Genomic DNA, 24,903 nt, shown 5'->3' on the forward strand with positions numbered 1-24,903 from the left:
CGAGAAGGGAGGGGATCGCATGAGCAAGCAGATTCTGCCGGTCGCCGATGAGGCGCAGGTCCGGGCGTATGCCCGCAGGCTCACGCTGAAGTATCCCGGAGCCCTGACGGTGGCGCTGAGCCTGCACGGCCTGGCCGCCGTCGCGGGCCTGGCGGTGCCGTGGCTGCTGGGCCGGCTCGTCCAGGGAGTCGAGGACGGTTCCGGGATCGACGTCACCACGGTGGCGCTGGCCGTCGGCTGCTTCCTGGCCGCCCAGGCGGTGCTGGTCAGATACGCCGTCTACGCCTCCTCCAAGCTCGGCGAGAAGGTTCTCGCCGAGCTGCGCGAGGAGTTCGTCGACCGGGTGCTGGGCCTGCCGCTGTCCACGGTGGAGCGCGCCGGGTCGGGCGACCTGATCTCCAGGACCTCGCGGGACGTCGACTCGCTGTCGCGCACGGTACGGCACGCCGTACCCGAGACGATGATCGCGCTGGTCACCTGCGTGATCACCGTCGGCGCTCTGCTGCTCGTGGGACCGCTGCTCATGCTGCCCTCGCTGCTGGCGGCGCCGATCCTGTGGATCTCCACCCGGTGGTACCTCAAGCGGGCCCGGGACGGCTACCTGCGGGAGAGCGCCGCCTACGCCGACATGACCGACGGCCTGGCCGAGACGGTCGGCGGCGCCCGGGCGGTGGAGGCCCTGAACCTGCAGGACCGCAGGCACCGCCGTACCGACGCCGACATCGCCCGCTCATGGGCGGCCGAGCGCTACACCCTGGGACTGCGCACGGCCTGGTTCCCCGCGGTCGAGTTCGGCTACGTCGTCCCGATCGTGGCGACGCTGGTCGTCGGCGGCGTGTTCTACATCCAGGACTGGGTTTCGCTGGCCCAGGTCACCACGGCCACGCTGTACGTGCAGCAGCTCATCGACCCGCTCGACCGGCTGCTCATGTGGATCGACGAGCTGCAGGTCGGCGGGGCCTCCATGGCCCGGCTGCTGGGCGTCGCCGAGGTGCCCGACGACCGTGAGGCCGGATCCGGCGTTCCCGACGGCAAGGAGCTGCGGGCCACCGGTGTCCACTACGCCTACCGTGAGGGCCACGACGTGCTGCACGGCATCGACCTGGTGGTCAAGCCGGGGGAGCGGCTGGCGATGGTCGGCCCGTCCGGTGCCGGAAAGTCCACGCTGGGCCGTCTGCTCGCGGGCATCCACGGCCCGCGCGCAGGCTCGGTCATGGTGGGAGGCACCCCTCTGGTCGAACTCCCGCTGGACGACCTGCGCGGTCATGTCGCCCTGGTGAGCCAGGAACACCACGTGTTCCGGGGAACGGTGCGTGACAACATGCTGATCGCCCGCCCGGACGCCGACGACGACGCCGTCCGCGCGGCGCTCTCCGCCGTGGACGCCTGGGAGTGGGTCGCGGCCCTGCCGGACGGGCTGGACACGGCCGTCGGCTCCGGCGGCGAGTCGATCGCCGCCGCGCAGGCCCAGCAGCTGGCCCTGGCCCGCCTGGTCCTGGCCGATCCGCACACCCTCGTCCTGGACGAGGCCACCTCGCTGATCGACCCCAGGGCCGCGCGCGACCTGGAGCGGTCCCTGGCCGCCGTGCTCGACGGCCGTACCGTGATCGCCATCGCCCATCGCCTCTACACGGCGCACGACGCCGACCGGGTCGCGGTGGTCGAGGACGGCCGGATCAGCGAGCTCGGCTCCCATGACGAGCTCGTCGCCGCCGAAGGCTCCTACGCGGCCCTGTGGAGCAGCTGGCACGGCACCCCGAAGTGACGGCCGTCGCGGTGGCACGCCATCGCGACGGACGCCCGGGACCGGCGGAAGCGCGAGCCCCGGAGCCGGAACCGGCTCCGGGGCCCGCCGGTTCAGGACAAGGCCTTCTTCAGGAAGTCGACCTGGAGCAGGAGCAGGTTCTCCGCCACGACCTCCTGAGGGGTCATGTGGGTGACCCCGGACAGCGGCAGGACGTTGTGCGGGCGGCCCGCCGCCAGGAGCGCGGACGACAGGCGCAGCGTGTGGGCGGCGACCACGTTGTCGTCGGCCAGACCGTGGATCAGCAGGAGAGGCCGGTCCAGCTTCTCGGCGTCGGCGAACAGCGACGAGGAGTCGTAGTGACCCGCGTCGGGGTGGCCGAGGTAGCGCTCGGTGTAGCAGGTGTCGTAGAGGCGCCAGTCGGTCACCGGGGCCCCGGCGATGGCCGCGTGGAAGACGTCGGGGCGGCGGAGCACGGCCAGGGCGGCCAGGAAGCCGCCGAAGGACCAGCCGCGGATGCCGACCCGGGACAGGTCGAGGTCGTCGGGGAATTGCGCGGCGGCGCCGTGGAGGGCGTCGATCTGGTCTTCGAGGGGCGGCGTGGCCAGATCGTGAAGGACGGCCCGCTCGAACTCCGGTCCGCGTCCCGGGGTGCCGCGGCCGTCGGCCACGACCACCGCGAAGCCCTGGTCGGCGAACCACTGGCTGGTCAGGTAGGCCCCGGAGGCGGCGAGGACACGCTGGGCGTGCGGCCCGCCGTACGGGTCCATGAGAACCGGCAGCTTCGCCGAGCCGGGCACGTGTCCCGAGGGGAAGAGCACGGCGGTGGACAGGTCGCGCTTGCCCGCGCGGACCAGGGAGACACGCAGGTCCAGACCGGGGCGTTCGGCGTGGGAGGCGATGTGGCCGCGGGCCGTGCCGTGATGGGAGACACGCGTCACGGACCCCTCGCTGCCGAGGGTCTGGCCGGTGACGATCAGGGTGCCGCCGGCGGTGTGGCCGCTGTAGACGCCGCTCTCGGCCGGGCTGACCAGCGTGATCCGGCCGTCCTTGTAGGCCCACAGGGCGATCTCCGTGGGCTCGCCGCTGGCGCGGAAGAGCACGGCGTCGCCGTCGATGTCGAGGATCTCGCGGACCTGGAGCGTGGCCGGGGTGACCGGCCGGTCGCCGATGATCAGGCGGTGGCCGCCCTCCGAGCTGGCGGCCCAGACCAGGGTGCCGTCGGACAGGCGGCCGGGAACGCCGGGGACGACGTCGATCCAGGCGGGGTCGGTGTCCTCGCGGACGACCGTGGAGGTCCCGGTGGCGGGGTCGACGTCGAGCAGGCGCATGGTCTTCTGGTCGCGCGGCATGGTGACGATCGTCAGGCCGTGGGTGTCCCAGGAGGCGGTGACCAGGTATTCGTCGTCGAAGGGGACGGGGGTGCGGGAGCCGTCCACGGTCAGGACGAAGAGCTCGACCTTGGCGTTCGCCGTTCCGGCGGCGGGATAGCGCTGTTCGGAGGCGGAGCGGGAGGGGTTGGCCGGGTCGGCGATGTGCCACTTCGCGACCGGGGACTCGTCGACCCGCGCGACCAGCACCGCGTCGCCGGAGGGCGACCACCAGTAGCCGCGCATGCGATTCAGTTCCTCGGCGGCGATGAACTCGGCCAGGCCGTACGTCACCTCGGGCGACTCGGGGCGGGCCAGCACGTGGTCGACCTCGTCCTCAAGGTCGTGGATGTGGAACGCGCCGCCGCTCACGTAGCCGACGTAGACGCCGTCGGGGGAGACCCGCGGGTCGATCACCTGGCCGGGCGTCTGCAACCGGCGCGCGCTCCTGGTCTTCAGGTCGATGACGTAGAGGTTGCCGGAGAGCGTGAACGCCGCCGTGGTCACCGCGGTGTCGGTGCTGTAGCCGACGATGCCGCCCGCCTGTTCCCGGCTGCGCTCGCGGCGCGCCCGCTCCTCGGGCGGAAGATCCTCGCCGTCCTCGCCGGCGGCGATGACCCGCGGGTCGGCGATCAGCCGCTCCTGGCCGCTGGCGACGTCGAACTCCCACAGGCAGGTGACCGGGTCGGAGCCGCCCTTCGTCCGCAGGAACACGATGTGCGAACCGTCCGGAGCGATGGTGAAGCCGCGCGGCACTCCCAGGGTGAACCGGCGGGTTCTGGCATGCAGACGAGGGAAGCTCTCACTCATACCAGTCATCTTGCCAGTTGCCGGTGGCGCCCCCGCTCTTCTGGGGATGGCTTGAGTGGCGGGTGTTGTAGAAGAAAATTGGGCAAGTGACGTTTGCTGCGCGAATCGCCCGCTCTCCAGGAACGCCTGCCGCACTGGCGTTCGTGTTCGTGCTCTGGGGGATCGGCATCCCGTCGTTCTGGCGGGACGAGTCGGTGAGCGTGATGGCCGCGACCATGTCGTTCGACGAGCTGGGGCGGCTGCTCGACGACATCGACGCCGTGCACGCGCTGTACTACCTGATTCTCAGGCCGTTCGCCGCGTTCGGCGGGGAGGCCGCCGCCCGGCTGCCCTCGGCGCTGGCGGTCGCCGGGGCGACGTTCGGGGTGGCGGCCATCGGGCGCAGGCTCGCCACGCCGCAGGTGGGGCTGTTCGCCGGGCTGGTCTACGCGCTGCTGCCCATGGTCAGCCGCTACGGCCAGGAGGCGCGGAGCTATGCCCTGGTCAGCACGGTTGCGGTCGCCGCCACATGGATCCTGCTCGGCGAGCGCCGGTGGCGATACGCCGGGTACGGCCTGCTGGTCGCGCTGCTCGGATGCTTCCACCTCTACGCGTTGCTCCTGCTGCCCGCCCACGCCCTCGTCGTCGCCCGCAGGCGTGAAGAGATCATCCCGTGGCTGGCGGCGGTGACCGGGGCCGGGGCGCTGCTCACGCCGCTCGTGCTGATCGCCTCCGGGCAGCGTGACGAGCAGCTCTTCTGGCTGAAGGTGCCCGGTCTCGCCGAGTTGGGGCAGTTCGGGGTGGAGGTGGCGGGCGGCCCGGTGTCGTGGCAGTCCTCGGTTCTGCCGGCGCTGTTCCTCGCCCTCCTCGTCGTCCTCACTCTGCTCGGGGTGTGGTACGGCACGCGGCCGGGCGCGGGGACCGCCGCACGGCCGGGTGCGGGGGCGGACGACGGAATCGGCGCGAGGGAAGGCGGGGCCGGACACGGGGAGGGAGCGGAGCCCCGCGCGGTGAGAACGCCGTCCCTGGTGGCGGTGGCGGTGCCCTGGGCACTCCTCCCGGTGGCGTCGTCCTTCCTCATCTCCCAGGTGCATCCGGTCTACAACCCGCGCTACGTCATGTTCGTGCTCCCGGCCGTCGCGCTGCTGGCCGGGGCCGGCCTGGCCGCGCTTCGCCGTACCCCGGCGAGCTGGGCGGTTCTCGCGGTCCTCGCGGCGCTCTCGGTGAGCGCCCACCTCACCATCCGCGGGCCCGCCAACCGCCCCGACGACCTGCGGGGCCTCGCCGCCACGCTGGCCGCCCGCGAGCGGCCCGGCGACGCCGTCCTCTACATGCCCGAGCGCTTCCGGCTGTTCGTCGTCGTCTACGGCGAGCCGTACCGCAGGCTGAAGGCCCTGGGACCGGACTCCGACCGGGTGTGGCTGGTCTCACGGCGCATCCGCGACGCCGAATGGCGGGAGGAACCCCGGCTGAGGGCGCTCAAAAGGGACTTCAAGCCCTGGCGGACCTGGATATCCGGGGCGGTCCGCATCACCCTCTACACACGCTCCCGGATACCCTCTGATGCATGACTGACCGGCGCCTGCTGCTCGTGCACGCCCACCCCGACGACGAGACGATCGGCAGTGGGGCGACCATGGCCAAATACGCCGCCGAGGGGGCCCACGTCACGCTGGTGACGTGCACCCTCGGCGAAGAGGGGGAGGTCATTCCGCCGGAGCTGGCCCACCTGGCCGCGGACCACGACGACACCCTTGGCGAACACCGCATCGGCGAACTCGCCGCGGCCTGCGAGGCCCTCGGCGTCACCGACCACCGCTTCCTCGGCGGCGCGGGCCGCTGGCGCGACTCCGGGATGATGGGCGCCGCCTCCAACCACCGCGGCGACGCCTTCTGGCAGGCCGACCTGGACGAGGCCGCCGGGGAACTGGTCAAGGTCATCCGGGAGGTGCGGCCCCAGGTCCTCGTCACCTACGACGAGAACGGCTTCTACGGCCACCCCGACCACATCCAGGCCCACCGCGTCTCCTGGCGGGCCTTCGCGCTGGCCGCCGACCCGGCGTTCGGCGAGGGCGAGCCGTGGCGGATCGCCAAGTTCTACTTCACCGCCCTGGCCAAGTCCACGATGCGCCAGTCCGCCGAGGCGATGAGCGAGGCCGACGTGACGTTCCTCGCCGAGGACAGCGTCGACGACCTGCCGTTCGGCTGCGCGGACGAGGACATCACCACCGAGGTCGACGCCCGCCCCTACCTCGGCCGGAAGCTCGACGCGATGCGGGCGCACGCCACCCAGATCAGCGTGGACGCACCCTGGTTCGCCCTGTCCAACAACATCGGCCAGGAGGCGCTGGGGGTGGAGCACTTCATTTTGCGTTCCGGGATGCCGGGACCCGCCCGGCCGGGGGCGCCGGTCGAGGTGGGAGGGCTCGGCGAGCCGTACAAGCGCGAAGACGATCTCTTCGCGGGGATCGGCTAGCCTCGATGGTTGTGATGGAGCAGGCCCAGGAGGTCGAGAGACCGCAGGCGGCGGCGGCGATCACCGCGGTGACGTACGCCGTGCTCGTCGTGCTCGGCCTCGTGATGGGCGTCGTCGGGGGCTTCCAGCACTCGTGGTACCTGTGGCCCGTTCCGATCTCGGCCATCGGCTGCGTCGCCGTGCTGTTCGCCGTCAGCTGGGGCGCCGGGCGCATGATGGGAGGCAAACTGGCCGCCCTCGTGCCCGCCGCGGGCTGGATGGTCACCACGTTGGTCTGGCTGGGCAGCCGCCCGGAGGGTGACGTCGTCATCGCCAACGACCTGTCCGGCTACTTCTACCTCTACGGCGGCCTGGCCGCACTCATGACGGCGGTCTTCCTCACCCCTTCGGCCGCGGGCGGATCGTGGCTGCTCACCCAGCACTCGTTCGGCCCCCGCCCGGCGGAGCCGCATTCGCCCATGGACCGGTGATCAGGCGCTCCCGCACCGCCGGCTCCGGGCGCCTCCCCGGCTCACGTCAGGACCTTGTCCAGGAAGGCGAACAGCTTGATCCTGGTGCGGTCGATCTGCTCCTCCACGGTCAGGGACTCCTCAAGACGTCCTCCCAGGTCGGGGATCTTCTTACCGCGTACGTACAGGGAGCAGGCGAGGTCGGTGCACACGTACACGCCGACCGAGTTGCTGTCCCGGCCGGCCTGACCCGCTCTCCGGGCGGTCATCAGGGAGACCCCATCGCCGGGGTGCGTGGTCAGGCACAGGGAGCACATGCCGCGATGGAGGTATCCGCGCTGCTGGGCGGAGCGCCGGAGCGCCACGCCGACGACCTCGCCGCCGTGCTCGGTGACGAGGTAGGCGCGATCGGGCGCGCCGGGGTCGCGCCATCCCAGGAAGTCCAGGTCGTCCCAGGGCTGCTCGTCCAGGTCCCGCGGGATCGCCAGCCGTTTGGCCTCCCCCTTGGAGCAGTTGACGAACGACGCGCGGAGTTCTTGCTCGTTCAGTGCTTTCATGGCGCCGAACGCTACATATCCTAGATATATTAGGCAACTGAATATTGATGCTAGGAAACGTGGCGTGGCGGATGGCTCGTGCGGGACTGACGGCGGAGCGCCTGACGGAATCGGCCCTCCACTTCACACTGGAGAACTGGCCCGCGGATCCTCGCGGTGCCGAAGGGCCTGCAGGGTGGCGTCCGGATCGTCGGTGAAGAAACGGATCGCGGTGGCTTCGGCGCGGCTGCCGAGGGGGCGGACGACGGTGACCGGTTCGGTCAGCTCGACGACCACGTTGGTCTGGGAGGACACCGCCACACCGAGCCGCCCGTCCGTCAGTGTGATCATGCCGGACTCGTTGTAGTTGCGCGACAGCCGTACCGAAGAGATCAGGTCGCGGGGGACGCGCAGGTCGAAGAACGCGCCGTAGCGGATGCGCAGTTCCCCGGGGGAGACGACGTGGGGCCGGGTGACGCAGGCGGCGATGACCGCGAGCGCGAACAGGATCCCGTAGGCGTCGACCACCAGGATCAGGGTGCGCAGGCCGGCCGGTGCGCCGAACGCCCGCAGCAGGATCTCCACGCCCACCAGCTCCACGATCATCATGAACAGGAACATCGTCATCGTGGAGGTCTGCGCGCGGGAGTAGGAGGCGGCGGTGGCCCCGGGCGGCACGCCGTCCCGGCGGCGCGTGATCCACAGGACGAGGCTGACCATGCCCTTCAGGTCGAAATCCATGATCCTGCGCACCCGCTCCGGCACCAGCCGGTCGACGGCCGCCCGCAGCGCCGTCCGCCGATCCGCACCGCCCCGCCGCTCGGCTCGAAACAGCCGGTAGACGGTCACCGTTTCCAGGACGAACACCGACGCGGCGGCCAGCTCGGCCACCACGATCACCCAGCCGGGCAGTGACACCCCTGACGCCAGCAGGATCACGAGCAGCAGTTCCACGGGAACCATGGCGGACAGCGCGCCGCGCGCGATCCCGAGCATCACGTTCTCTCCTTCAGCATGATCATGACCAGCCGGAACACTTCGCCTTGGGCGGAGGACATCTCGGTGAACATCGCCTCCAGCCACTGCCCGCCATCGGTGTTCTCCGCCGAGGCGGGTCCGGGCGGGCGCGCGTGGCCGGGGGACGAATCCAGACTCGCGACCATCGCCGCCGCCATCTCGTCGGGGATGTGGGCGACAAGGTCGGTGGCGAGCGTGGCGACGCGAGGATCGCCGGGGTCCGCGCCGGCGAGCTCGTCGAGTCGTTTGTAGAGGGCGTGTCCCCGTGCGAGCGCGTCAGGCTCGGTGAGCGGGCGCATCAGGTCGAGCATCCGGGCCCGGCCCGCCGGGTCGGCCATGCTGTCCACCAGCACCAGCAGCTCGCGGTCGAGCTCGGCGAACTTGGAGCCCTCGACGGGGAGGTCGCGCAGCACCGCCGCCATGTCGGGAGACACCAACGAGTCGGGATGCGGATCCGCCTCCGCCAGCAGCATGGCCAGCCGGTTTCGTCTGGCGCCGATCGCCTCCTGCTGCCTGGCCAGGTCGGCGTCCAGCTCCAGGAGCACTTCACGCAGTTCCCGGCCCTGGTCGTCGGCTAGCACGTCACGGATCTCGTCCAGCGACAGGCCCAGCTCGGCCAGGCGCCGTACGCGGGCGAGGATCACCGCGTCACGCAGCCGGTAGTCCCGATAGCCGTTGGCCAGCCGTACCGGCTCGGGAAGGAGTCCCAGGTGGTGGTAGTGGCGCACGGTCCGGGTGGACACCCCGGCCAGCGCGGCGAGTTCGCCGATCCGCATGCCCTCATTAGAAACGTTGACGTTACGGCAAGGTCAAACCGTCATCCGCCCGGCAGGACGACCGGGCAGGTTACGGCGACCGGGCAGGTTGCGTGAACGTGAAGGCCGGAGGTCAGCGACAGGCTGAGCCTCCGGCCGGTGGCGGGCGGGATCAGGGAAGCTTGACCGCCAGGAGATCCACGGGGTGGATGTCCGGAGCCTTGCTCAGCATGGTCTCCGCCGCCTCCATCAGCGCCGCGGCGATCCGGCCCTGCAGGTGGCCGGTGCGTCCCTGCTCGTCCTCGAAGGTGTCGAAGACCCCGAAGGTGGTGGCGTCTTCTTTGAAGGCGAACCAGGTGACGGTGTGCTCCTCCTCCTCGGCGAGCCGGAGCGCCTCGCGCAGCAAGGCCTCGACCTTGTCGGCGTACTCGGGCTTGGCTTCGATCCGGGCCAGGAGACCGATGTTCATGAAAGTCGCTCCGTATCTCTGTTCCGTCGTCCCTGCCATCCGGGACACCTGCGAACCTAGTGCCGCGCCCGGCGGCCTCCCAGTGTCGCGAACGACGCTTCTGATACCGTTCCCGCCATGGATGTGGCGGTGCTGGCCTACGATGGCGTGTTCGATTCCGGGCTCGCCGCGGTGCTCGACGTGCTGAACGCGGCCAACGCGATGCGGGAGGATCTCCCGCAGCCGCCACCCGCGTGGCAGGTCACCACCGTCGGTTTCCGCCGCCGGATCCGCACCGGCGCGGGGCATGTCGTGTCCACCGCGCCGGTCGCCGAGGCCGAAGGGGCGGACCTGCTGCTGGTGCCGGCGCTGGCCGAGCGGCGGCCCGACGCCCTCATAGCGCAGGCCTCGGGGCCCGGGACGGCGGCCGTGCGGCGCCTGGTGGCTGACGCGCGAGGGCGCGGCACACCCCTCGCGTCGGCCTGTACGGGCACCTTCCTGCTGGCCGAGTCGGGGGTGCTGGACGGCCGGCGGGCGACCACGAGCTGGTGGCTGGCCCCCCTCTTCCGCAAGCGCTATCCGGCAGTCACGATCGACGAGACCTGCATGGTGGCCACCTCGGACGGGGTGACGACGGCGGGCGCGGCCTTCGGCCACGTCGACCTCGCGCTCGCGGTCGTCCGGACGAGCAGCCCCGCGCTGGCCGATCTCGTCGCCCGCTACCTGGTGATCGACGAACGCCCGTCCCAGTCGGCGTACACCATTCCCAGCGCGCTCGCCCAGAGCGACCCGGTCGTCGCGGCCTTCGAGCGCTGGGCCCGCCTGAACCTCGACGAGCCGATCAGCATCGTCGACGCCGCCCGTGCGCTCGGCATCAGCGAACGCACCCTTCAGCGCACCGTGCGCCGGACGCTCGGGACCTCCCCCGTGCGGTTCATCCAGGACCTTCGGGTCGAGCAGGCCTCACACCTCCTGCGGACCACCGACCTGTCCCTGGACGCCATCGCCCGCAAGGTCGGCTACGAGCACGCCAACACCCTGCGCATCCTGCTGCGCGAACGCACCGGTAACACGGCAGGCGCCCTCCGCGCCCGCTGACGCGGGGCCGCCGGATGGCGCACAATCCCGGTATGCGGCGGTTGCATCGGGTACGGCGGGCACTCAACTATGTGAACCTGTCCACGCCGCTGGGGCTGCTGGTGGCACGCCTCGGCCGGGCTCGGGTGTCGGCGGGACCCGGCGGGCTGATCCTCGCCCACGGGTATCGCATCCCGTTTCCGGTCGCGGGGGCGTTCACCGTCGGCAACGTGGTGCTGACCCGGTACGAGGAGGGCTACCTCGCCGGTGACCTGCTCAGGCACGAGGACCGGCACGCCTGGCAGTACATGGTCTGCGTCGGCCTGCCGATGCTCCCGCTGTACGTCGTCGCGGTGGTCGTCTCCGTGCTGGTCTGCGGAAACCCGGCCTCGTGGAACGTCTTCGAACGGCTGGCCGACCTGGACGACGGAAACTACCCCCGCACGTCGCCCTGGTGGTCCCGGGCGAAGACCTCTCACGACAAATGAGAGGACAGCTCGAACAGGGCCGAGGCTCCGCGTTCCGCGCGGAGCCTCCTCGCCGGCCTCTCACCCTCGAGGTCCGGCCTCCGCCCTCTCACCGCCCGGGTCCCGCGCCCTCACGGCGTGAGGGTCAGGGTGTTGGCGGCGGCCTTCTTGACGGACTCCTCCCGGGCGAGCATGGGAGTGGTCTTCCCGCTCGCCCACAGCGGGGCCTGGTCCCAGTAGTTGTCATGGAAGGCATGGCCCGAGGCGCCGGTCAGGTTGATCCACTCGGACTTGTCCATGTCTGACAGGTCCACGACCATCCGCATGGACGGCAGCCAGCCCACGGTGTAGTCCTCCTGCACGTCCCAGCCCGCGGCGTTGACCGCGTCGTCGTTGCCGCTCACCGGGAACGGCCCGCGGTTGAACAGCCACTCGATCGGGGCGATTCCGGAGGTGCCGAAGGTCTGGTTGGTGAGCTTCAGCGTGTGCAGGTCGCCCCAGCGCCAGGCCTTGACGTCCGGGCCGATGCGGGCGCTCAGCTCGTCGTAGGCCATGGCCATGGCCCGGCGCAGCATGTCGTCGCGGGTTTCCGCGTTGGGGGTGCGGGTGTCGTTCCAGAACGGGTCGCCGGGCCTGTCCAGCATGACGCGGACCACCTCGAACCAGCGGTCGCCACCGCCCGGCCAGGAGCTCTCCGGCAGGTCGTCGTTGAACGTCTCGATGAGCAGGTGCCGCCAGACGGCGTTGAAGTACGCCGCCGGGGCCGACTCGGTTCCCTGGGAGTAGTCCCAGGTGCGCAGCAGTTCGCGGGCGTCGGCGGCGGGTCCCGCCACGTTGAGGTCCAGCAGCTTGGGCACCAGGAACTGGGCGAAGCCGTTGTAGGTGTCCTGCTGCACCCGGCTCATGGTCGCCGCGTCCACCTTGCCCTTCTGGAGCTCGGTCTTGAGGCGCTCCAGGATGCGTTGGGAGCGGTAGCCGTACGCCCAGTCCTTGGTGAGCATGTGCGGGTAGCGCTCCGGGTCGATGACCGCGTTGTTGGCGGTCACGATGTAGCCCTCGGGCGGGTTGTAGACGCTGGGCAGCTCGTTGAAGGGGATGGTGTCCTGCCAGGAGTATTCGCCGGTCCAGCCGGGCACCGGCCAGGTGCCGTCGCCCCGGGTCCGCACCGGGATCCGGCCGGGCGCCTGGTAGCCGATGTTGCCCTCGGTGTCGGCGTAGACGAGGTTCTGCGAGGGCACGTCGAACTTGCTCGCTGCGGCCCGGAACTGGTGCCAGTTCTGCGCGGTGTCGAGTTCGAAGATCGCATCGGCGCTCTTGCCGGGATCCAGCGCCGTCCACTTCAGCGCGACCGCGTCGGCCTGCTCCTGGAAGGCCGCCGCCGCGCCGGGCAGGGTGTCCTTCACGCTGTTCATGGCGTCGGAGAGGATCGGCCCGTGCATGGTCTCGCGGACCTTGAGCTGGACCGCCTCGCCACCGGCCACCTTGATCGTCTCGGTCCTGGTGGTGAGCGGCTTCCACGCGCCCATGTACAGGTAGGAGTCGTCCTTCGTCCGCTCCAGATACAGGTCGGCGACGTCGGGGCCGAGGTTGGTGAAACCCCAGGCGACCTTGTCGTTGTGGCCGATGATCACGCCGGGCACGCCGGAGAAGGTGAACCCGGTGACGTCGAACGGGCACTCGGCGCCCACGACGCGGCAGTGCAGCCCGGCCTGGTACCAGACCGAGGGCATGTTGGCCGACAGGTGCGGGTCGTTGGCGAGCAGCGGCTTGCCCGACCCCGTGTGCTTGCCGCTGACCACCCAGGAGTTCGAGCCGATGCCGTTGCCGCCCTTGGGGTCGCCCATCAGGTTCGGTACGGCCCGCATGGCCTCGGCGGCCCGGGTCAGCGCGCCCGTGTCCAGCCGCGTGTCGTTCCTGCCCGGCTCCTCGTTCTGGTCGAATCCGCGTTCGGTGACCATGCCCTGGTTGACGATCGGCTGGTGGGTTTCGAACGGGTAGCCGGGCCAGAGCTGCTCCACCCGCTCGCGCGGCAGCCTGCTCGCCGCGAGCGCCCGGCCGATCTCGTCGGACATGTTGGAGCGCAGGTCCCAGGCCATGGCCTTGAGCCAGGCCAGGGAGTCCACCGGGGTCCACGGCTCGGGCTCGTAGCCGAAGTTGGTGAGCTTCAGGACCGAGTACTCCAGGCTCTTGGCGGTGAAGCCCTTGTGCTGCTCCATCCAGGAGTTGACGCCCTTGGCGTAGGCGTCCAGATAGTGCCGGGTCGCCTCGGAGAGCGCCGGCAGCTCTTTCTCGGCCACCTTCCGCCACCCCATGGTGCGGATGACCTTGTCCTCGGTGAGCGTCGCCGAGCCGAACATCTCCGACAGCCGCCCGGCCGTCACGTGCCGTCGGAAATCCATCTCGAAGAACCGGTCTTGCGCGTGCACGTAGCCCTGGGCGAGGAACAGGTCCTCGGGAGAGTCCGCGTAGATATGCGGGATCCCGGTTTTATCGCGATATACGGTGACTTTTCCGGTCAGGCCGTCCACTTTGAGCTCCCCCGCGAGCTGCGGGAAGGACTCGCGGACGGTCCATACTCCGACCCCGGCGAGGATCAGTCCGAGCCCCACGAAAACGGTAAGCGTCCGAGCGAGCCACTTGAGCGGCCGGGGCATCCAGGCATACGGCCGGAACCTCACAAAGACCTCCTATGCGACGTGCTCGAACAAGTTTGGCAGCACCCCGAGGCCGAAACACCGTTTTCAATTAGTCAGAATGCGGCGCAGAGGTCACCTTCACTCCGGGCGCGTGGCTCTACAGCGACGAGGACGGCATCCTGCTCAGCTCTCACGCCCTGTTCTAGCCGCTCCGGCTGGTTCATGATGATTTGGGCCGCCCCCGGATTCCGGATCTAGAGCGGCGCCTCCAGGACGACGGACCGCATGGCGAAGCCGTTGCGCTCGTAGAAGCGGACGGCTCCCTCGTTGCTCGCGTATGCGGTCACACCTGCGTATTGCGCTCCGTTGCGGGCGGCCCACGCCTTGAACTCCGCCACCAGCCTGGCCCCGACCTTCTGCCCGCGGTAGACAGGCTGCACGTAGATGCTGCCCAGCGTGGCGACCGTGACCGGGCGCATCGGGGTGGGCCCGGACAGCGTGCCGGTCAGGTGGCCGATGATCCGGTCACCGTCCTCGGCGACCATCACCAGGCGGCCGGGGGCGCTCAGCGCCTCCATGAACCGGGCCAGGCCGTGCTCCCGGGGCCAGTTCAGGTTGAGGGTGGAGTCACGGGCTCCGGCGTCTTCGGCGAAGAGCGCGGAGCTGCAGGCCACGATCCCGTCCAGGTCCGCAACCGTGCCAGGCCGTACGGCAACGCCAATCTCACTCATGATCGGGACGTTATCGGCCGCCACCGACATTAAACGCGATCCACTGTCACGGCCTGCGAAAACATGGCCGTTCCATGCTGGATCGCATGAAGTTTCGACGCCGGGTCTAGTGCCGGAAATCCGACCAGACCTGGCCCTCGGGAGTGTCGGCGACCTTCACGCCGAGGGCGGCCAGTTCGTCGCGGAGGCGGTCGGAGGCGGCCCAGTCTCCGGCCTCGCGTGCCCGCCCGCGCTGCTCCAGCAGCTCGGCCGCGCCCGGCGGAAGGCTCCTGGGCTTGCCGATGTCGGAGGGCAGGTCCAGGCCGAGGATCCGGTCCAGGTGGAGGAACGCCTCGAACCGGGAGCCGGGCGCGATCGAGTCGTCGCGCTCCAGCTCGCGGAGAAGACGCAGAGCCAGCGGGGTGTCGAGGTCGTCGTCGAAGGCGGCCTCGATCCGGGCGACCCGCTCGGCGGGCATCGGCCGGCTCGGGGACTCCGACCACTCGGCGACGCGGGAACGCCAGCGCAGCAGGGTCTTGTCCGCGGCCCGGAGGGTGTCCCAGGTGAGGTTCATCTGCTGGCGGTAGCGGTGCTCCAGCAGGGCCAGCCGTACGGCCAGCGGATCCAGGCCCGCCTCCGCCACGTCGCCGAGCACGACCACGTTGCCGGTGGACTTGGCCATCTTGCGCCCGTCGAAGAGCAGGTGCTCGCCGTGGACCCAGTGGTCGACCACCTCGTGCCCGGCGGCGGAGTCGGACTGGGCCCGCTCGTCCTCGTGATGCGGGAAGCGCAGGTCGATCCCGCCGGTGTGCACGTCGATGCGCTCGCCGAGGAACCGCAGCGACATGGCCGAGCACTCGATGTGCCACCCGGGAAAGCCCCGGCCCCACGGGGTGTCCCAGGTCATCTCGTGGTCCGAGGGCTTCCACAGGGCCCAGTCGGCGTGGAAGCGCTTGCGGGGATCGACGCCTTCTATGCGGTGACCCGGCCTGAGCCGGTCGAGCCGGTTGCCGGAGATCTCGCCATAGGCCGGGAAGGAGGCCGCGTCGAAGAAAACCGACCCGTCAGGCGTCGCGTAGGCGTGTCTCTTCTCGATCAGCTTGGCGATCATCTCGATCATCAGGCCGATCGTCTCGGTCGCCCGGGGGGAGTGCTCGGGCGGTCGTATGTTCAGCGTGGCCGTGTCCGCCCGGAAGGCCTCCTCGTAGGACCGCGCGATCTCCAGCCAGGTCCGCCCCTCGGCCCGCGCCTGGGCCAGGATCTTGTCCTCGCCGTCCGGGTCGATCTCGGCGTCGTCCACCAGGTGCCCGACGTCGGTGATGTTCCGGCAGACGACCACCCGGATCCCGCGTCGCTCGCCGACCCGCCTGATGAGGTCCGACAGCAGATAGGACCGCAGGTTGCCCACGTGCGCGTACCGGTAGACGGTCGGCCCGCAGGTGTACATCCGCATCGACCGTGCCCCTGCGGGGACGACCGGTTCGACCTGGCGGTTCCGCGTGTCATACAGGCGCAGCATCCTTCGAGCCTATTCTCAGGCGGAACCCTCCAGGAAGGTGAGGATGTCGCGGTCGCCGCGCTCACGCAGGCGGCCGATGACCTCTTCGCGGGCGCAGCCGTCGGGCAGGCCGATGCGGGCGCCGATCAGGCGGATCCCCTCGGCCTCCGAGGCGACCGGGGCCGTGTAGCCGATCAGGTGGAGAGCCCGGTTCAGGGCGGGGATGCCCGGCGCCGCGGCGGGCAGGTAGCGGGTCAGCAACTCGCCGCCGTCGGAGACCGTCAGGAAGACGTGGTCGCCCTCGGAGGCATTGGAGGCGACCAGGATCGGGCGGATGGAGCCCATCGTCGGCTGGTTGTGCCAGCTGATCACCACGTCGCCCGACGGGGTCGAGGCGGTCAGCTGGCCGCCGGGGGCCATGCCCAGGTGCGCGGCGAAGCCGGTGGGCAGGGGGGAGCCGGAGCCGCGCAGATGCTCGGCGTTGACATCCACCCGGTGCCACCAGCGCCCGTCGCGGCTGCGGAAGCAGCGCCGGGTGGCCGAGACGTCGCGACGCGGCTGGTAGCCGGCCTGATCGGAGCCGGCCACCCGGATCCACCCGCGCTGGGTGCGTTCGAACCCGGGCCCGCCCGCGTAGGCGCGGACCGAACTCTCGCTCACGTCGTAGCGTGAGGTCAGGTTCGTCACGATCGTGTTGACCGACGCCTCGCCGTTGGACCGTTCGATCTCCCGGACGATCATCTCCCTGATGCCCAGGTACTGCTCGCCGCCCCAGCGCGCCAGGCCGTACTTGTTGCGGTCGAGCCGCAGGAACCGGTCGTCGGCGGTGAGCTGGTTGCGAATACCGACGAGGCTGTAGTCCTCGCCGATGCGTTCCTGGATCTCCTCGGGCGTCAGCGCGCTGCCGGCCACCGCGAGCACGGCCTCGGCCTTGTCGTTGACGCTGCGGGGCCACAGCACCACGTGGTTCTCGAAGACCCGGAGCTGGGGCACGGCCATGAGCCAGCGCTCGGCCACGTCCTCGCGGATGCCCAGCTGGCTGACCAGCGTGACGGCCTCCTCCAGGGGGCGCGGCCCGTCGGTGAACAGCTGCCGGGTCTTCTCGCGCAGCTCGTCGGTGCCGCCCGCGACCAGCCAGCCGTCCACCTGGTCGTAGCCGGACAGCAGGGTCCGCACGAACCGCCAGGCCGGGATGCCCAGGGTGGACAGGTCGGCGCGGTGCCACGGCACCGCCGCGGCCAGGTCGTCAGCCGGTACGGCGGAGCCGAGCCGGCCTCGCAGCCATGACACGTGGGCGACCAGCGGCGCCGCTTCGTCGCCCGCCAGCCACTCTTCGACGTGGTCGCGCAGGTCGCGCTCGATCTGCCGGATGCGCTCCCTGGTGACCGAGAACCGCTGGGCCAGCTCGTCGAGCGTGGCCCGCTGCGAGGCGTAGAGGCGGTCCCTGGCGATGGTGCGCTGCCGGTCGTCCAGGGTGGCGAAGACCTCGTCGATCAGCTCGGGCAGCGGCCGGTCCGGCCGGGAGGGACGCACCTGGGCGGCGGCGATGCTTTCCTCGGTGACGGGTTCGAGGAGGCGTTCCAGCACCCCGGTGAACAGCTTGTGCACCCCTTCGCGGCCGAACCCCTCGGGCGTGCGGACGCTCGACGCCGGGTCGGCGAACCTGAGCAGGGGCAGCACGTCGCCGAGCATCAGGTGTCCCCAGCAGGTGAGGGCGAGGTCGGCCAGACGTCCGGCGACCTCTGAGGTCCCGATGGTGGAGCAGGCCCGGTCGAGGGGGAGCGCCTGCCACCACGCCTCGGGGAGACGGGGGTCGGTTGCGATCGGCGCTACCTGGCCGGGGGAGGTCCAGCGCAGGGGTGGCGCGATGTCGCTCAGGCTGAGGTTCATTGAGGTCCAACCGGCAAAGGGGAATATATCCGCAGTTCAGAGTATGTGATCAGGTGGGAAGAAAGGGACTGGCTCGCCCAGAGTGAGAAACATAAAGCAGTTCTCTGGCACGGGTGCAAGCCACGTAGAGCAGACCGCGTTCGCGCTGGAGATCGTGTGCCCGGGCCGCGGGGTCCTCGTCGGCGGGGGTGAGTGACTCCGGAGCGGGCACGATCCCGTCGGTCACGCCGATCACGGCGACCCGCCGGAACTCCAATCCCTTCATGCCGTGCAACGTCGTCACCCTCACCCCCGTCTCGCGCAGGGCGGCCCGTGCGTCACGCACGAGGCCTGCGGTCCTCGCGGCCACCCCGATCTCCCGTGGCGGCACGCCGTCTTCCACCCACTGTCCCACTTGTGTGACCAGACCGGTCAGTTCTTCTTGCGGTGAATCGTAAGCTCGGACCATCGGGCGGAGCCCGTGCCGCGTGGCGCGAAAGCCGTACAGCTCCTGGACCCCGTCCACCAGCCCGTCGGCGGGGCCGCCGCCGCGCAGCCTCACGCCCCAGGAGAGGATCTCCTGGGGCAGCCGGTACGACACCTGAAGCCGGTGCCGGATCGCGTCGATCCCGACCGAGCTCAGCGACACCCGCGTGTCGAAGATGCGCTGATGCGGGTCGCCCACGATGAACAGGTCGTCGGGGGCGTGCGGCACGGCCGCGCGCAGCAGCCGCCACTGCGTGGGGTGCAGGTCCTGCGCCTCGTCCACCACGATGTGCCGGTACGGCTCCCGCCGCGGCGCGGTCTCCTCCAGCAGGTCCCCGGTCGTCTGGCTCAGCAGCACGGACGCCTCGGCCGCCAGCTGGAGCAGGGTGCGCTTGCCGCGCTCCCGCAGCTGCCCGGTGACGTGCTCGATGGCCCGCCAGACGGCGGCCCGCTCCTGCTCTCCCAGCTCGACGCTGCGGCCGGTGCGCGGGGCGGTCAGATATTCGTCCACGGTCCGGAGGTTCTGCGCCAGAACCACCTGTTCCCACTCCCGCAGCAGGAACGCCGGGCTGTGGTCGCTCTCCGTCTCCCGCCAGAGCGCGGTCAGCTCGGAGGCGCCGACCAGCGCGGGCGAGCGCCCCTCGGCCTCGGAGACGATGCGGTGGGCCAGCCGGTCCACGTTGCCGACCTCGACCCGCTTGCGTGTCACCTCGTCCTCGAACAGCAGGTCGAGCCGGGCGGCGAGGTCGGCGCTCAGCCCCTGGGAGAAGGTGACGAGGAGCACCTGGCCGGCGCCGCGCCTGGCCAGGAAGGCGGACCTGTGCAGGGCGACGAGGGTCTTTCCGGTGCCCGCGCCGCCGGTCACCAGGGCCGGCTGCTCGTAGGACCTCCAGTGGGACAGCCGGTGCTGCGGGGGGTGCAGGAACACGCACCAGTCGGGCGCGTCGAGCACGTGGTTCAACTCGCGAGGGCTGCCGACGAAGACGGCGCGGTCCGGGCTGCGCAGGAGCGCGGCGCCGAGGTCGTCGGGGTCGACCCGATCCCCGGTGGGAGGAACCGCGCGGCAGGCCTCCAGCTCCCGCCAGGCACCGGCCACCGGCTCGCCCCTGGCCAGCGCGGACAGCGGCTGATACTGCGTCGGCGGCAGCAGCGGCTCCAGCGCCTCCAGCATCAGCTCGTCGGTGATCTGCCGGACGAGCGGCAGGAACCGGCCGTCGATGCCCAGCTCGGCCATGTCGGTGTCACAGGTGTCGGCGAACAGCCGTGCCGGCGTGGACTCGGCCGACCTGCGCACCGCGGACTCCACCCGTTCGAGCGCCGCGGTGTCCCACATGTCGACCACGCCCAGCGCGGTGTTGACGCTGAACCGGTACCGCTGGGCGTAGGCCCACGCCTCGGCGTCCGGCAGCACCGTCAGCAGCCAGTAGACATCCCGTTGCTTGACCGCGACGCCGCGATGTCCGTCGGTCAGCCGGAGGGTGACGATCCGGGGGTCCTTGGCACCTCTGACCCGTTCCGGATGCGGCGCGCCCGCCACGTTCTGCATGAACCGGCGCACCGCGACCACGACGTCCCGGCGCACCGGCTGGGCCAGGGCGCTGAGTTCCGCGGGGAACTCCGGGGAGATCGCGAGCCGGGGCATCGGCTAGGCCAACAGGGACAGCAGATCGCGGTCCCCGCGCTCTCGCAGCCGGCTGAGGAGCTCGGGCAGCCCCACCGGGCCGGTCATGCCGACCCTCGTGGCGATGACCCGGCCGGCCTGCTCGACGGTGCCGCCCGGCGCGGTGTAGCCGACCAGCCGTAACGCCTGCGCGATCGGTTCCACCTCCTCGCCCACGGCCGGCAGGTGTCTGGCACGCAGGACCCCCTCATCGGACAGTGTCAGGAACAGGTGACTTCCTTGCTTGGCGCCGACGTCCGAAAGGAGCGTCCTAAGTGATTTCACAACAGGCCGGTCCTGCCAGACCAGGGCGAGTTCGCCCACCGCGCTGCTGACCGTACGGCTGTTGCCGGGCGACATGCCGAGGTAGGCGGCGAACCCGCTGGGCAGCGGGCACTCGGAGCCCTGGATGTGCTCGGCGGTGATGTCGACCCTGAGCCACCACCGGCCGTCCGGCTGCCGGAAGCAGCACTTGGTCAACGAGACGTCCTTGAGGGGGCGGAAGGACCCCCCGCCCGGTTCGCCGCCCGGCGCACCCGCGGCGCCCAGCAGGCTCACCGTGCTCTCCACGGACTTCGCGGCCTTCGCGGGAGCCATGGCCGTCGCCTTGGCCTGCGTTCCGTTCGAGGCCGGGGGCGTCCGCTGGCCGGTGGCCAGGATGCGGAGCTGGGGGACGTTCTCCAGCCACTCCTTCGACACCTCGGGGTGAATGCCGAGGGAGGTGACCAGGGCGAGGGCCTTGGTCATGGTCAGCGGGGGCTTGGCACTGCTGATCACGTCGCGGGTGTGGTGGCGCAGCTCGGTGATGTCGCCCTCCACCAGCCACTCGTCGACCAGGTGGTAACCGGGAAGGGTGGCGAGCACGAACTGCCACGCGGGCACGTCGAGGGAGTGGATCTCACGCGCGTGCCAGTCGGCCGCCGCGATCAGGCGCGTCTTGGGCGCGGCCTTGCCGAGGACCTTCCGCACCTCGGCGAGGTGGTCCCGGTACGGCGCCGCCTCGTCCGAGGCGAGCCAGTCCGCCAGCCGGAGTCGCAGGTGGGCCTCCAGGTCGCGGATGACCTCCGGCTGCACCGCGAACAGCTTGGCCAGTGCCTCCACGCTCGCCGGGGCATCGCTGAACACCCTGTTCTGCGCGATGGCCCAGCTTTTGTCGTCGAGGTCGGCGAAGGCGCCGTCCAGCAGGGCGTGAAGGCTCTTGGCCGGTCGCGATGATCGTCTCTCGTCCGTGCCGGTTCCCGGGGCCATGACCGGCACCGCCGCGGCCTCCTCTTCCGCCCCGGCCGATGCGGGCCCGGCGTCCGCGACGGGCACGGGTGCGGGTTTCGGGGCGGGCACGGGCTCGGGCTCGGGTTCCGGGACGGGCTCGGGTTCCGGGGTGATGTCCGCGACGTTCGGGACGGGCTCGGGTTCCGGGACGGGCTCGGGTTCGGGTTCGGGGGTGACGTCCTCGGCGGCCGGCGCGGGCTCCGGGGCGACGGGCTCGGGCCGTACCGGTGCGGGTTCGGCGGAGGCATCCGGAGTCACTCCGGCGCTGTGACGTTCCGCGCCGGTTCCCGCCGCGACGGGCTCGGCTCCGGAGGCGAAGGCCGGCACCGGCGTCGGGAAGTCGGAGTCGGCCGCCGCCGGCATGGGGTGGGCCATGCGGGCGAAGACCGCGGCGAACAGGGCGTGCAGAACGGGCAGCGGCTGGATGAAGGGCTGATCGCGCAGTTCGTGGCCGGTGAGGGAGAGAAGGCCCGCCCAGGAGCCGGTGCGGTCGAGGGCGATGGCCGTGCAGGGCTCGTCGGCCTCGTCGGGGTCCAGGACGTACAGCGCGGGCAGCACGTCGCCCACGGCGGCGGCCGGCCAGTGTTCCAGGGCGATCGCGGCGAGGATCTCGGCCAGCTCCTCCGGATCCAGCACGGTGAGAACCCGGGCCATCGGCAGGCTGCGCCACCAGGCGTCCGGGAGGTCGGGCTGGTCGCGCAGAAGTGGAATCGTGGCCGCGTCGCTCCAGCGCAGCGGCGGCACGAGGTCACTCAGACAGAAGTTCATCCGTTCCCTTCACCAGCCCCTCAAGCCGCCCGAGTCACTCCACGTCGCCGGGGAAAGAGACTCATGAACAGACCATAGTCTGGCAAATCACCCCGGCGCATCGGGTCCAATCAGCGGCGTACGGCTGCGAACCGAAGTCGCACGTAATCGGCCATCCATCCGGTCTCCCGCCGTAGAGCCGGCGCGGCCAGCTCGTTCACCCGGCGGAGCAAGGATTCGGCCAGTTCCGGGGGCACTCCGTGAAGTATCGACCCGGCGAACATCCGCACCCAGTCGGCGGCTCCGTTGGGGCACTCGTCAAGCGGGGTCGGCCGGTCGAAGTACTCCAGCAGCCGGACGACGAACCCACCCTTCTCCAGCCGGGTGGCGTACTCGGCCGGAGTCGGGAAGTACCACGGCAGGCTGGGCTCGAGCAGCCCGTGTTCTCGCCACGCGGTGGACAGCGCCGCCGTCAGCGCGGCGCAGTTGCCCGCGCCGCCCATCTCGGCCACGAACCGCCCGCCCGGGGTCAGCGCCTCGCGCACGCTGGATATCACCGCGTCCGGCTCGCGGCCCATCCAGTGCAGGGCCGCGTTGGAGAAGACCGCGTCGTACGGCTGGGCGACGGTGAAGTCGCGGCCGTCGCCGACGATGAAGTCCAGCCCCGGATACTGCGCCAGAGCCTTTTCGATCATCGCTGGGGATCCGTCGATCCCCAGGACGTGGGCGCCACGGGAGGCGATCTCGGCGGTCAGCACCCCGGTGCCGCAGCCGAGGTCCACGATGCGCTCCCCGGGCTGAGGGTCGAGCAGCTCAACCAGGGGGGCGCCATGTGCCGAAACGTATCCGAAGCTGCTGTCATAGGCGCGAGCGTTCCACCTCGTCAGGCTCGGGGCGTCGTATCGCAAGACGATCAGCTCACATTCTGAGACGCCACGGCCTCTTATCGGTGCTCTCCAGACACTTTAGGGCCTCAGAGATGTCCCGACATATCAGTCTCAACAGCCCCAGGCTTATCCGACCTTTCCGGCCCACTTGCGCTGGAGGTACACCTTGGCGGCGTCGATCTCCGGGATGGTCATGATCACTGGCTTGGCGGTCGTGGCGGGAAGCTTGGCGGCGAGTGCCTTGTCCAGCGTGCCGCGCATCTGGAGGGCCTCCATCCGGGCCGGTCGGGCGAAGCCCTTGAGGAAGAGGTTCTGGCCCTTGTCGGAGAACAGGAACTCCTGCCACAGCCGGGCGGCGGCGGGGTGCGGGGCGTTCTCGTAGATGGCCTGGACGTTGTAGGAGCTGAGCACCGTGTTACCCGGGATCGCGACCGCCCAGCGCGGCCGGTCGGAAGTCTCGGCGGCCGCCCGCCCGGCGTTGTCGTAGTCCCAGTCGACGACGACCGAGGCCGTCCGCTCCGTCGCCGAGAGGTTCCCGGCCTTCCTCAGCCGCTCGAAGAGCTCCACGCCTCGCTCCGCCTCGACCTTGTTCCCCCTGAGCGAGGCCGCCATCACCCCGTTGAACGCCGCGGCGTTCTGCCGGGGGTCCCCGGGCAGCGAGACGCTGTAGCCGGGTTTGAGCAGATCGGCGTAGGAGGCCGGGGCCGCGACCTTGCTCGGGTCGTAGCCGATGGACATATACCCCCCGTATCCGGCGTACCAGCGCCCGGCGTAGTCCTTGACGCGGTCGGGGATGTCCTGCCAGGTCTGCACCTTGTACGGGGCGAAGAGTTTGGCGTTGGCCACCGCCACCTCCAGGCTCAGGTCGAACACGTCGGGCTTGAGCCGGGCCGCGGCCTGGATCTCCTGCTGGCTGCTCGCACCCGGCTCCAGCTGGTTGACCTTGATTCCGTAGTCCTCGGAGAAGGTGTCGATGATCTCGCCGTAGTTCACCCAGTCGCGCGGCAGCGCGATCACGTTGAGCGCGCCCTCCTTCCGGGCCGTCTCAATGAGGCGCTCCATCGTCGAGAACCCCGGTTGCAAGGAGGTGGCCTTGAGCTGGACCGGGGGAAGCTGTTTGTTTTCGGTAGCCGGGGCGCCACATCCGGCGATTGTGGCGGTGAGAATCACGGCGGCGGCTGCACTGATGCGTACGGTCACCTGCCGAATACTCCTCGTGGTGGCCAAATGGGTCGAGGAGGCGCGGCCTTTTTTGGTGAACGACTTACGCCTCGCGGGGCATGAGAGCGTGCCGGTTCTCCAGAGCCCGGCCGGTGCGGTCGGCTCAGCGGGCCGGCCGGCTCGGAACGACCTTCGCCGCCACGAGCGTGTCCTCGGCGATCTCAACCAGGGTGCCGTCGCGCTTGCGCACGCCCAGCACGCCGTTCCGCCAGAATTCGAGCTCGCCCACCGCGTCGCGGAACCCCTCCGGGACCCGCCGTCGTGTGGTTACTCTTTTGCCCACGTCGGAAGGGGTTATGGTGATGCTTAGGCGAGCGCCGAGGCCTGGGGTCACCGTCTATTGCCCCCTCCCGTTTCAGGCATTTGGTGGGCACGGCAATACTAGGGCGTAGCAACCCGCGGTCGAAGTCGTGCCTAGGTGCGCGGTAAAGAAGAAGGAGCCCGAGGTGACCTACGTCATCGCGCAGCCTTGCGTGGATGTCTTGGACAAGGCGTGCATCGAGGAGTGCCCCGTCGATTGCATCTACGAGGGCGAGCGCATGCTCTATATCCACCCCGACGAGTGCGTGGACTGCGGTGCGTGCGAACCCGTCTGCCCCGTTGAGGCGATCTTCTACGAGGACGACCTTCCCGAGCAGTGGAAGGACTTCTACAAGGCCAACGTGGAGTTCTTCGAGGAGCTGGGATCTCCCGGAGGCGCCTCCAAGGTCGGCAAGATCAACAATGATCACCCGGTCGTCGCGGCCCTGCCCCCGCAGGCCGAAGACCACTGAGTGCTTTTGACAGCAGGGA

Annotated in this window: 21 protein-coding genes; 7 read left to right on the forward strand and 14 right to left on the reverse strand. The window is 70.4% G+C overall.

Going from position 1 to position 24,903, the window contains the following annotated elements; translation table 11 throughout:
• The first annotated feature begins 19 nt into the window (after positions 1-19).
• Positions 20-1,765, forward strand: a complete 1,746-nt coding sequence (locus ACFY2X_RS12245; protein WP_389936437.1) for an ABC transporter ATP-binding protein — start codon at positions 20-22, stop codon at positions 1,763-1,765.
• 92 nt (positions 1,766-1,857) lie between these two features.
• On the opposite strand, the gene ACFY2X_RS12250 is transcribed toward ACFY2X_RS12245, so the two are convergent.
• Positions 1,858-3,924: a prolyl oligopeptidase family serine peptidase gene (locus ACFY2X_RS12250; protein ID WP_389936440.1), complete on the reverse strand. Its 2,067-nt coding sequence runs from the start codon at positions 3,922-3,924 to the stop codon at positions 1,858-1,860.
• Between the two features lie 86 nt (positions 3,925-4,010).
• Here ACFY2X_RS12250 and ACFY2X_RS12255 point away from each other — a divergent pair, with 86 nt between their 5' ends.
• From ACFY2X_RS12255 to ACFY2X_RS12265, 3 genes are read left to right on the forward strand one after another with little or no spacing between them, the layout of a single operon-like run.
• Positions 4,011-5,474 carry a hypothetical protein gene (locus tag ACFY2X_RS12255; RefSeq protein WP_389936443.1) on the forward strand — a complete coding sequence of 488 codons (1,464 nt, stop codon included), beginning with the start codon at positions 4,011-4,013 and terminating at the stop codon, positions 5,472-5,474.
• The gene (gene mshB, locus ACFY2X_RS12260) at positions 5,471-6,379 is read left to right on the forward strand and encodes an N-acetyl-1-D-myo-inositol-2-amino-2-deoxy-alpha-D-glucopyranoside deacetylase (protein WP_389936446.1); all 909 of its coding nucleotides are present in this window, start codon (positions 5,471-5,473) and stop codon (positions 6,377-6,379) included. Before ACFY2X_RS12255 ends, mshB begins: the two co-directional genes overlap by 4 nt.
• 5 nt (positions 6,380-6,384) lie before the next feature.
• On the forward strand, positions 6,385-6,849 hold the full coding sequence (locus tag ACFY2X_RS12265) for a DUF6113 family protein (protein WP_389936449.1): 465 nt from the start codon (positions 6,385-6,387) through the stop codon (positions 6,847-6,849).
• A 41-nt stretch (positions 6,850-6,890) separates the two neighbouring features.
• Here ACFY2X_RS12265 and ACFY2X_RS12270 read toward each other — a convergent pair whose 3' ends face one another.
• From ACFY2X_RS12270 to ACFY2X_RS12285, 4 genes are all read right to left on the reverse strand, one after another.
• On the reverse strand, positions 6,891-7,385 hold the full coding sequence (locus tag ACFY2X_RS12270) for an FBP domain-containing protein (RefSeq protein WP_389936452.1): 495 nt from the start codon (positions 7,383-7,385) through the stop codon (positions 6,891-6,893).
• Between the two features lie 123 nt (positions 7,386-7,508).
• Positions 7,509-8,360, reverse strand: coding sequence for a hypothetical protein (locus tag ACFY2X_RS12275; protein WP_389936840.1), 852 nt, complete (start codon positions 8,358-8,360; stop codon positions 7,509-7,511).
• Positions 8,360-9,157: a MerR family transcriptional regulator gene (locus tag ACFY2X_RS12280; protein ID WP_389936455.1), complete on the reverse strand. Its 798-nt coding sequence runs from the start codon at positions 9,155-9,157 to the stop codon at positions 8,360-8,362. The genes ACFY2X_RS12275 and ACFY2X_RS12280 overlap by 1 nt, the downstream gene beginning before the upstream one ends.
• Before the next feature lie 151 nt (positions 9,158-9,308).
• Positions 9,309-9,605 carry a putative quinol monooxygenase gene (locus ACFY2X_RS12285; RefSeq protein WP_389936458.1) on the reverse strand — a complete coding sequence of 99 codons (297 nt, stop codon included), beginning with the start codon at positions 9,603-9,605 and terminating at the stop codon, positions 9,309-9,311.
• A 117-nt stretch (positions 9,606-9,722) separates the two neighbouring features.
• On the opposite strand from ACFY2X_RS12285, the gene ACFY2X_RS12290 reads away from it, so the two are divergent.
• Positions 9,723-10,682 carry a GlxA family transcriptional regulator gene (locus ACFY2X_RS12290; RefSeq protein ID WP_389936461.1) on the forward strand — a complete coding sequence of 320 codons (960 nt, stop codon included), beginning with the start codon at positions 9,723-9,725 and terminating at the stop codon, positions 10,680-10,682.
• A gap of 32 nt (positions 10,683-10,714) precedes the next feature.
• Positions 10,715-11,149, forward strand: a complete 435-nt coding sequence (locus ACFY2X_RS12295) for a hypothetical protein (RefSeq protein ID WP_389936464.1) — start codon at positions 10,715-10,717, stop codon at positions 11,147-11,149.
• A gap of 110 nt (positions 11,150-11,259) precedes the next feature.
• Here ACFY2X_RS12295 and ACFY2X_RS12300 read toward each other — a convergent pair whose 3' ends face one another.
• The 9 genes from ACFY2X_RS12300 to ACFY2X_RS12340 all read right to left on the reverse strand — a co-directional run bounded on the left by ACFY2X_RS12300 (position 11,260) and on the right by ACFY2X_RS12340 (position 24,394).
• Positions 11,260-13,782 carry a penicillin acylase family protein gene (locus ACFY2X_RS12300; protein WP_389936843.1) on the reverse strand — a complete coding sequence of 841 codons (2,523 nt, stop codon included), beginning with the start codon at positions 13,780-13,782 and terminating at the stop codon, positions 11,260-11,262.
• 236 nt (positions 13,783-14,018) lie between these two features.
• Positions 14,019-14,495, reverse strand: coding sequence for a GNAT family N-acetyltransferase (locus tag ACFY2X_RS12305; protein ID WP_389936467.1), 477 nt, complete (start codon positions 14,493-14,495; stop codon positions 14,019-14,021).
• A 106-nt stretch (positions 14,496-14,601) separates the two neighbouring features.
• The gene (gene cysS / locus ACFY2X_RS12310) at positions 14,602-15,993 is read right to left on the reverse strand and encodes a cysteine--tRNA ligase (protein WP_389936470.1); all 1,392 of its coding nucleotides are present in this window, start codon (positions 15,991-15,993) and stop codon (positions 14,602-14,604) included.
• A gap of 15 nt (positions 15,994-16,008) precedes the next feature.
• Entirely contained in the window at positions 16,009-17,862 is a 1,854-nt protein-coding gene (locus ACFY2X_RS12315) for a sigma factor-like helix-turn-helix DNA-binding protein (RefSeq protein ID WP_389936473.1), read from the reverse strand.
• 49 nt (positions 17,863-17,911) lie between these two features.
• A complete protein-coding gene (locus ACFY2X_RS12320) occupies positions 17,912-19,969 on the reverse strand; it encodes a UvrD-helicase domain-containing protein (RefSeq protein ID WP_389936476.1) in 2,058 nt (685 codons plus the stop codon).
• A gap of 3 nt (positions 19,970-19,972) precedes the next feature.
• Positions 19,973-22,024, reverse strand: a complete 2,052-nt coding sequence (locus ACFY2X_RS12325) for a hypothetical protein (RefSeq protein WP_389936479.1) — start codon at positions 22,022-22,024, stop codon at positions 19,973-19,975.
• Positions 22,025-22,134: 110 nt separating this feature from the next.
• Entirely contained in the window at positions 22,135-22,911 is a 777-nt protein-coding gene (locus ACFY2X_RS12330; RefSeq protein WP_389936482.1) for a class I SAM-dependent methyltransferase, read from the reverse strand.
• A 105-nt stretch (positions 22,912-23,016) separates the two neighbouring features.
• Entirely contained in the window at positions 23,017-23,952 is a 936-nt protein-coding gene (locus ACFY2X_RS12335; RefSeq protein ID WP_389936489.1) for an ABC transporter substrate-binding protein, read from the reverse strand.
• Positions 23,953-24,214: 262 nt separating this feature from the next.
• On the reverse strand, positions 24,215-24,394 hold the full coding sequence (locus tag ACFY2X_RS12340) for a hypothetical protein (protein ID WP_389936491.1): 180 nt from the start codon (positions 24,392-24,394) through the stop codon (positions 24,215-24,217).
• A 163-nt stretch (positions 24,395-24,557) separates the two neighbouring features.
• Here ACFY2X_RS12340 and fdxA point away from each other — a divergent pair, with 163 nt between their 5' ends.
• A complete protein-coding gene (gene fdxA / locus ACFY2X_RS12345; RefSeq protein WP_389936493.1) occupies positions 24,558-24,884 on the forward strand; it encodes a ferredoxin in 327 nt (108 codons plus the stop codon).
• Positions 24,885-24,903 lie beyond the last annotated feature (19 nt).

Source organism: Streptosporangium sp. NPDC000396, from assembly GCF_042898655.1.
Lineage (GTDB): Bacteria > Actinomycetota > Actinomycetes > Streptosporangiales > Streptosporangiaceae > Streptosporangium.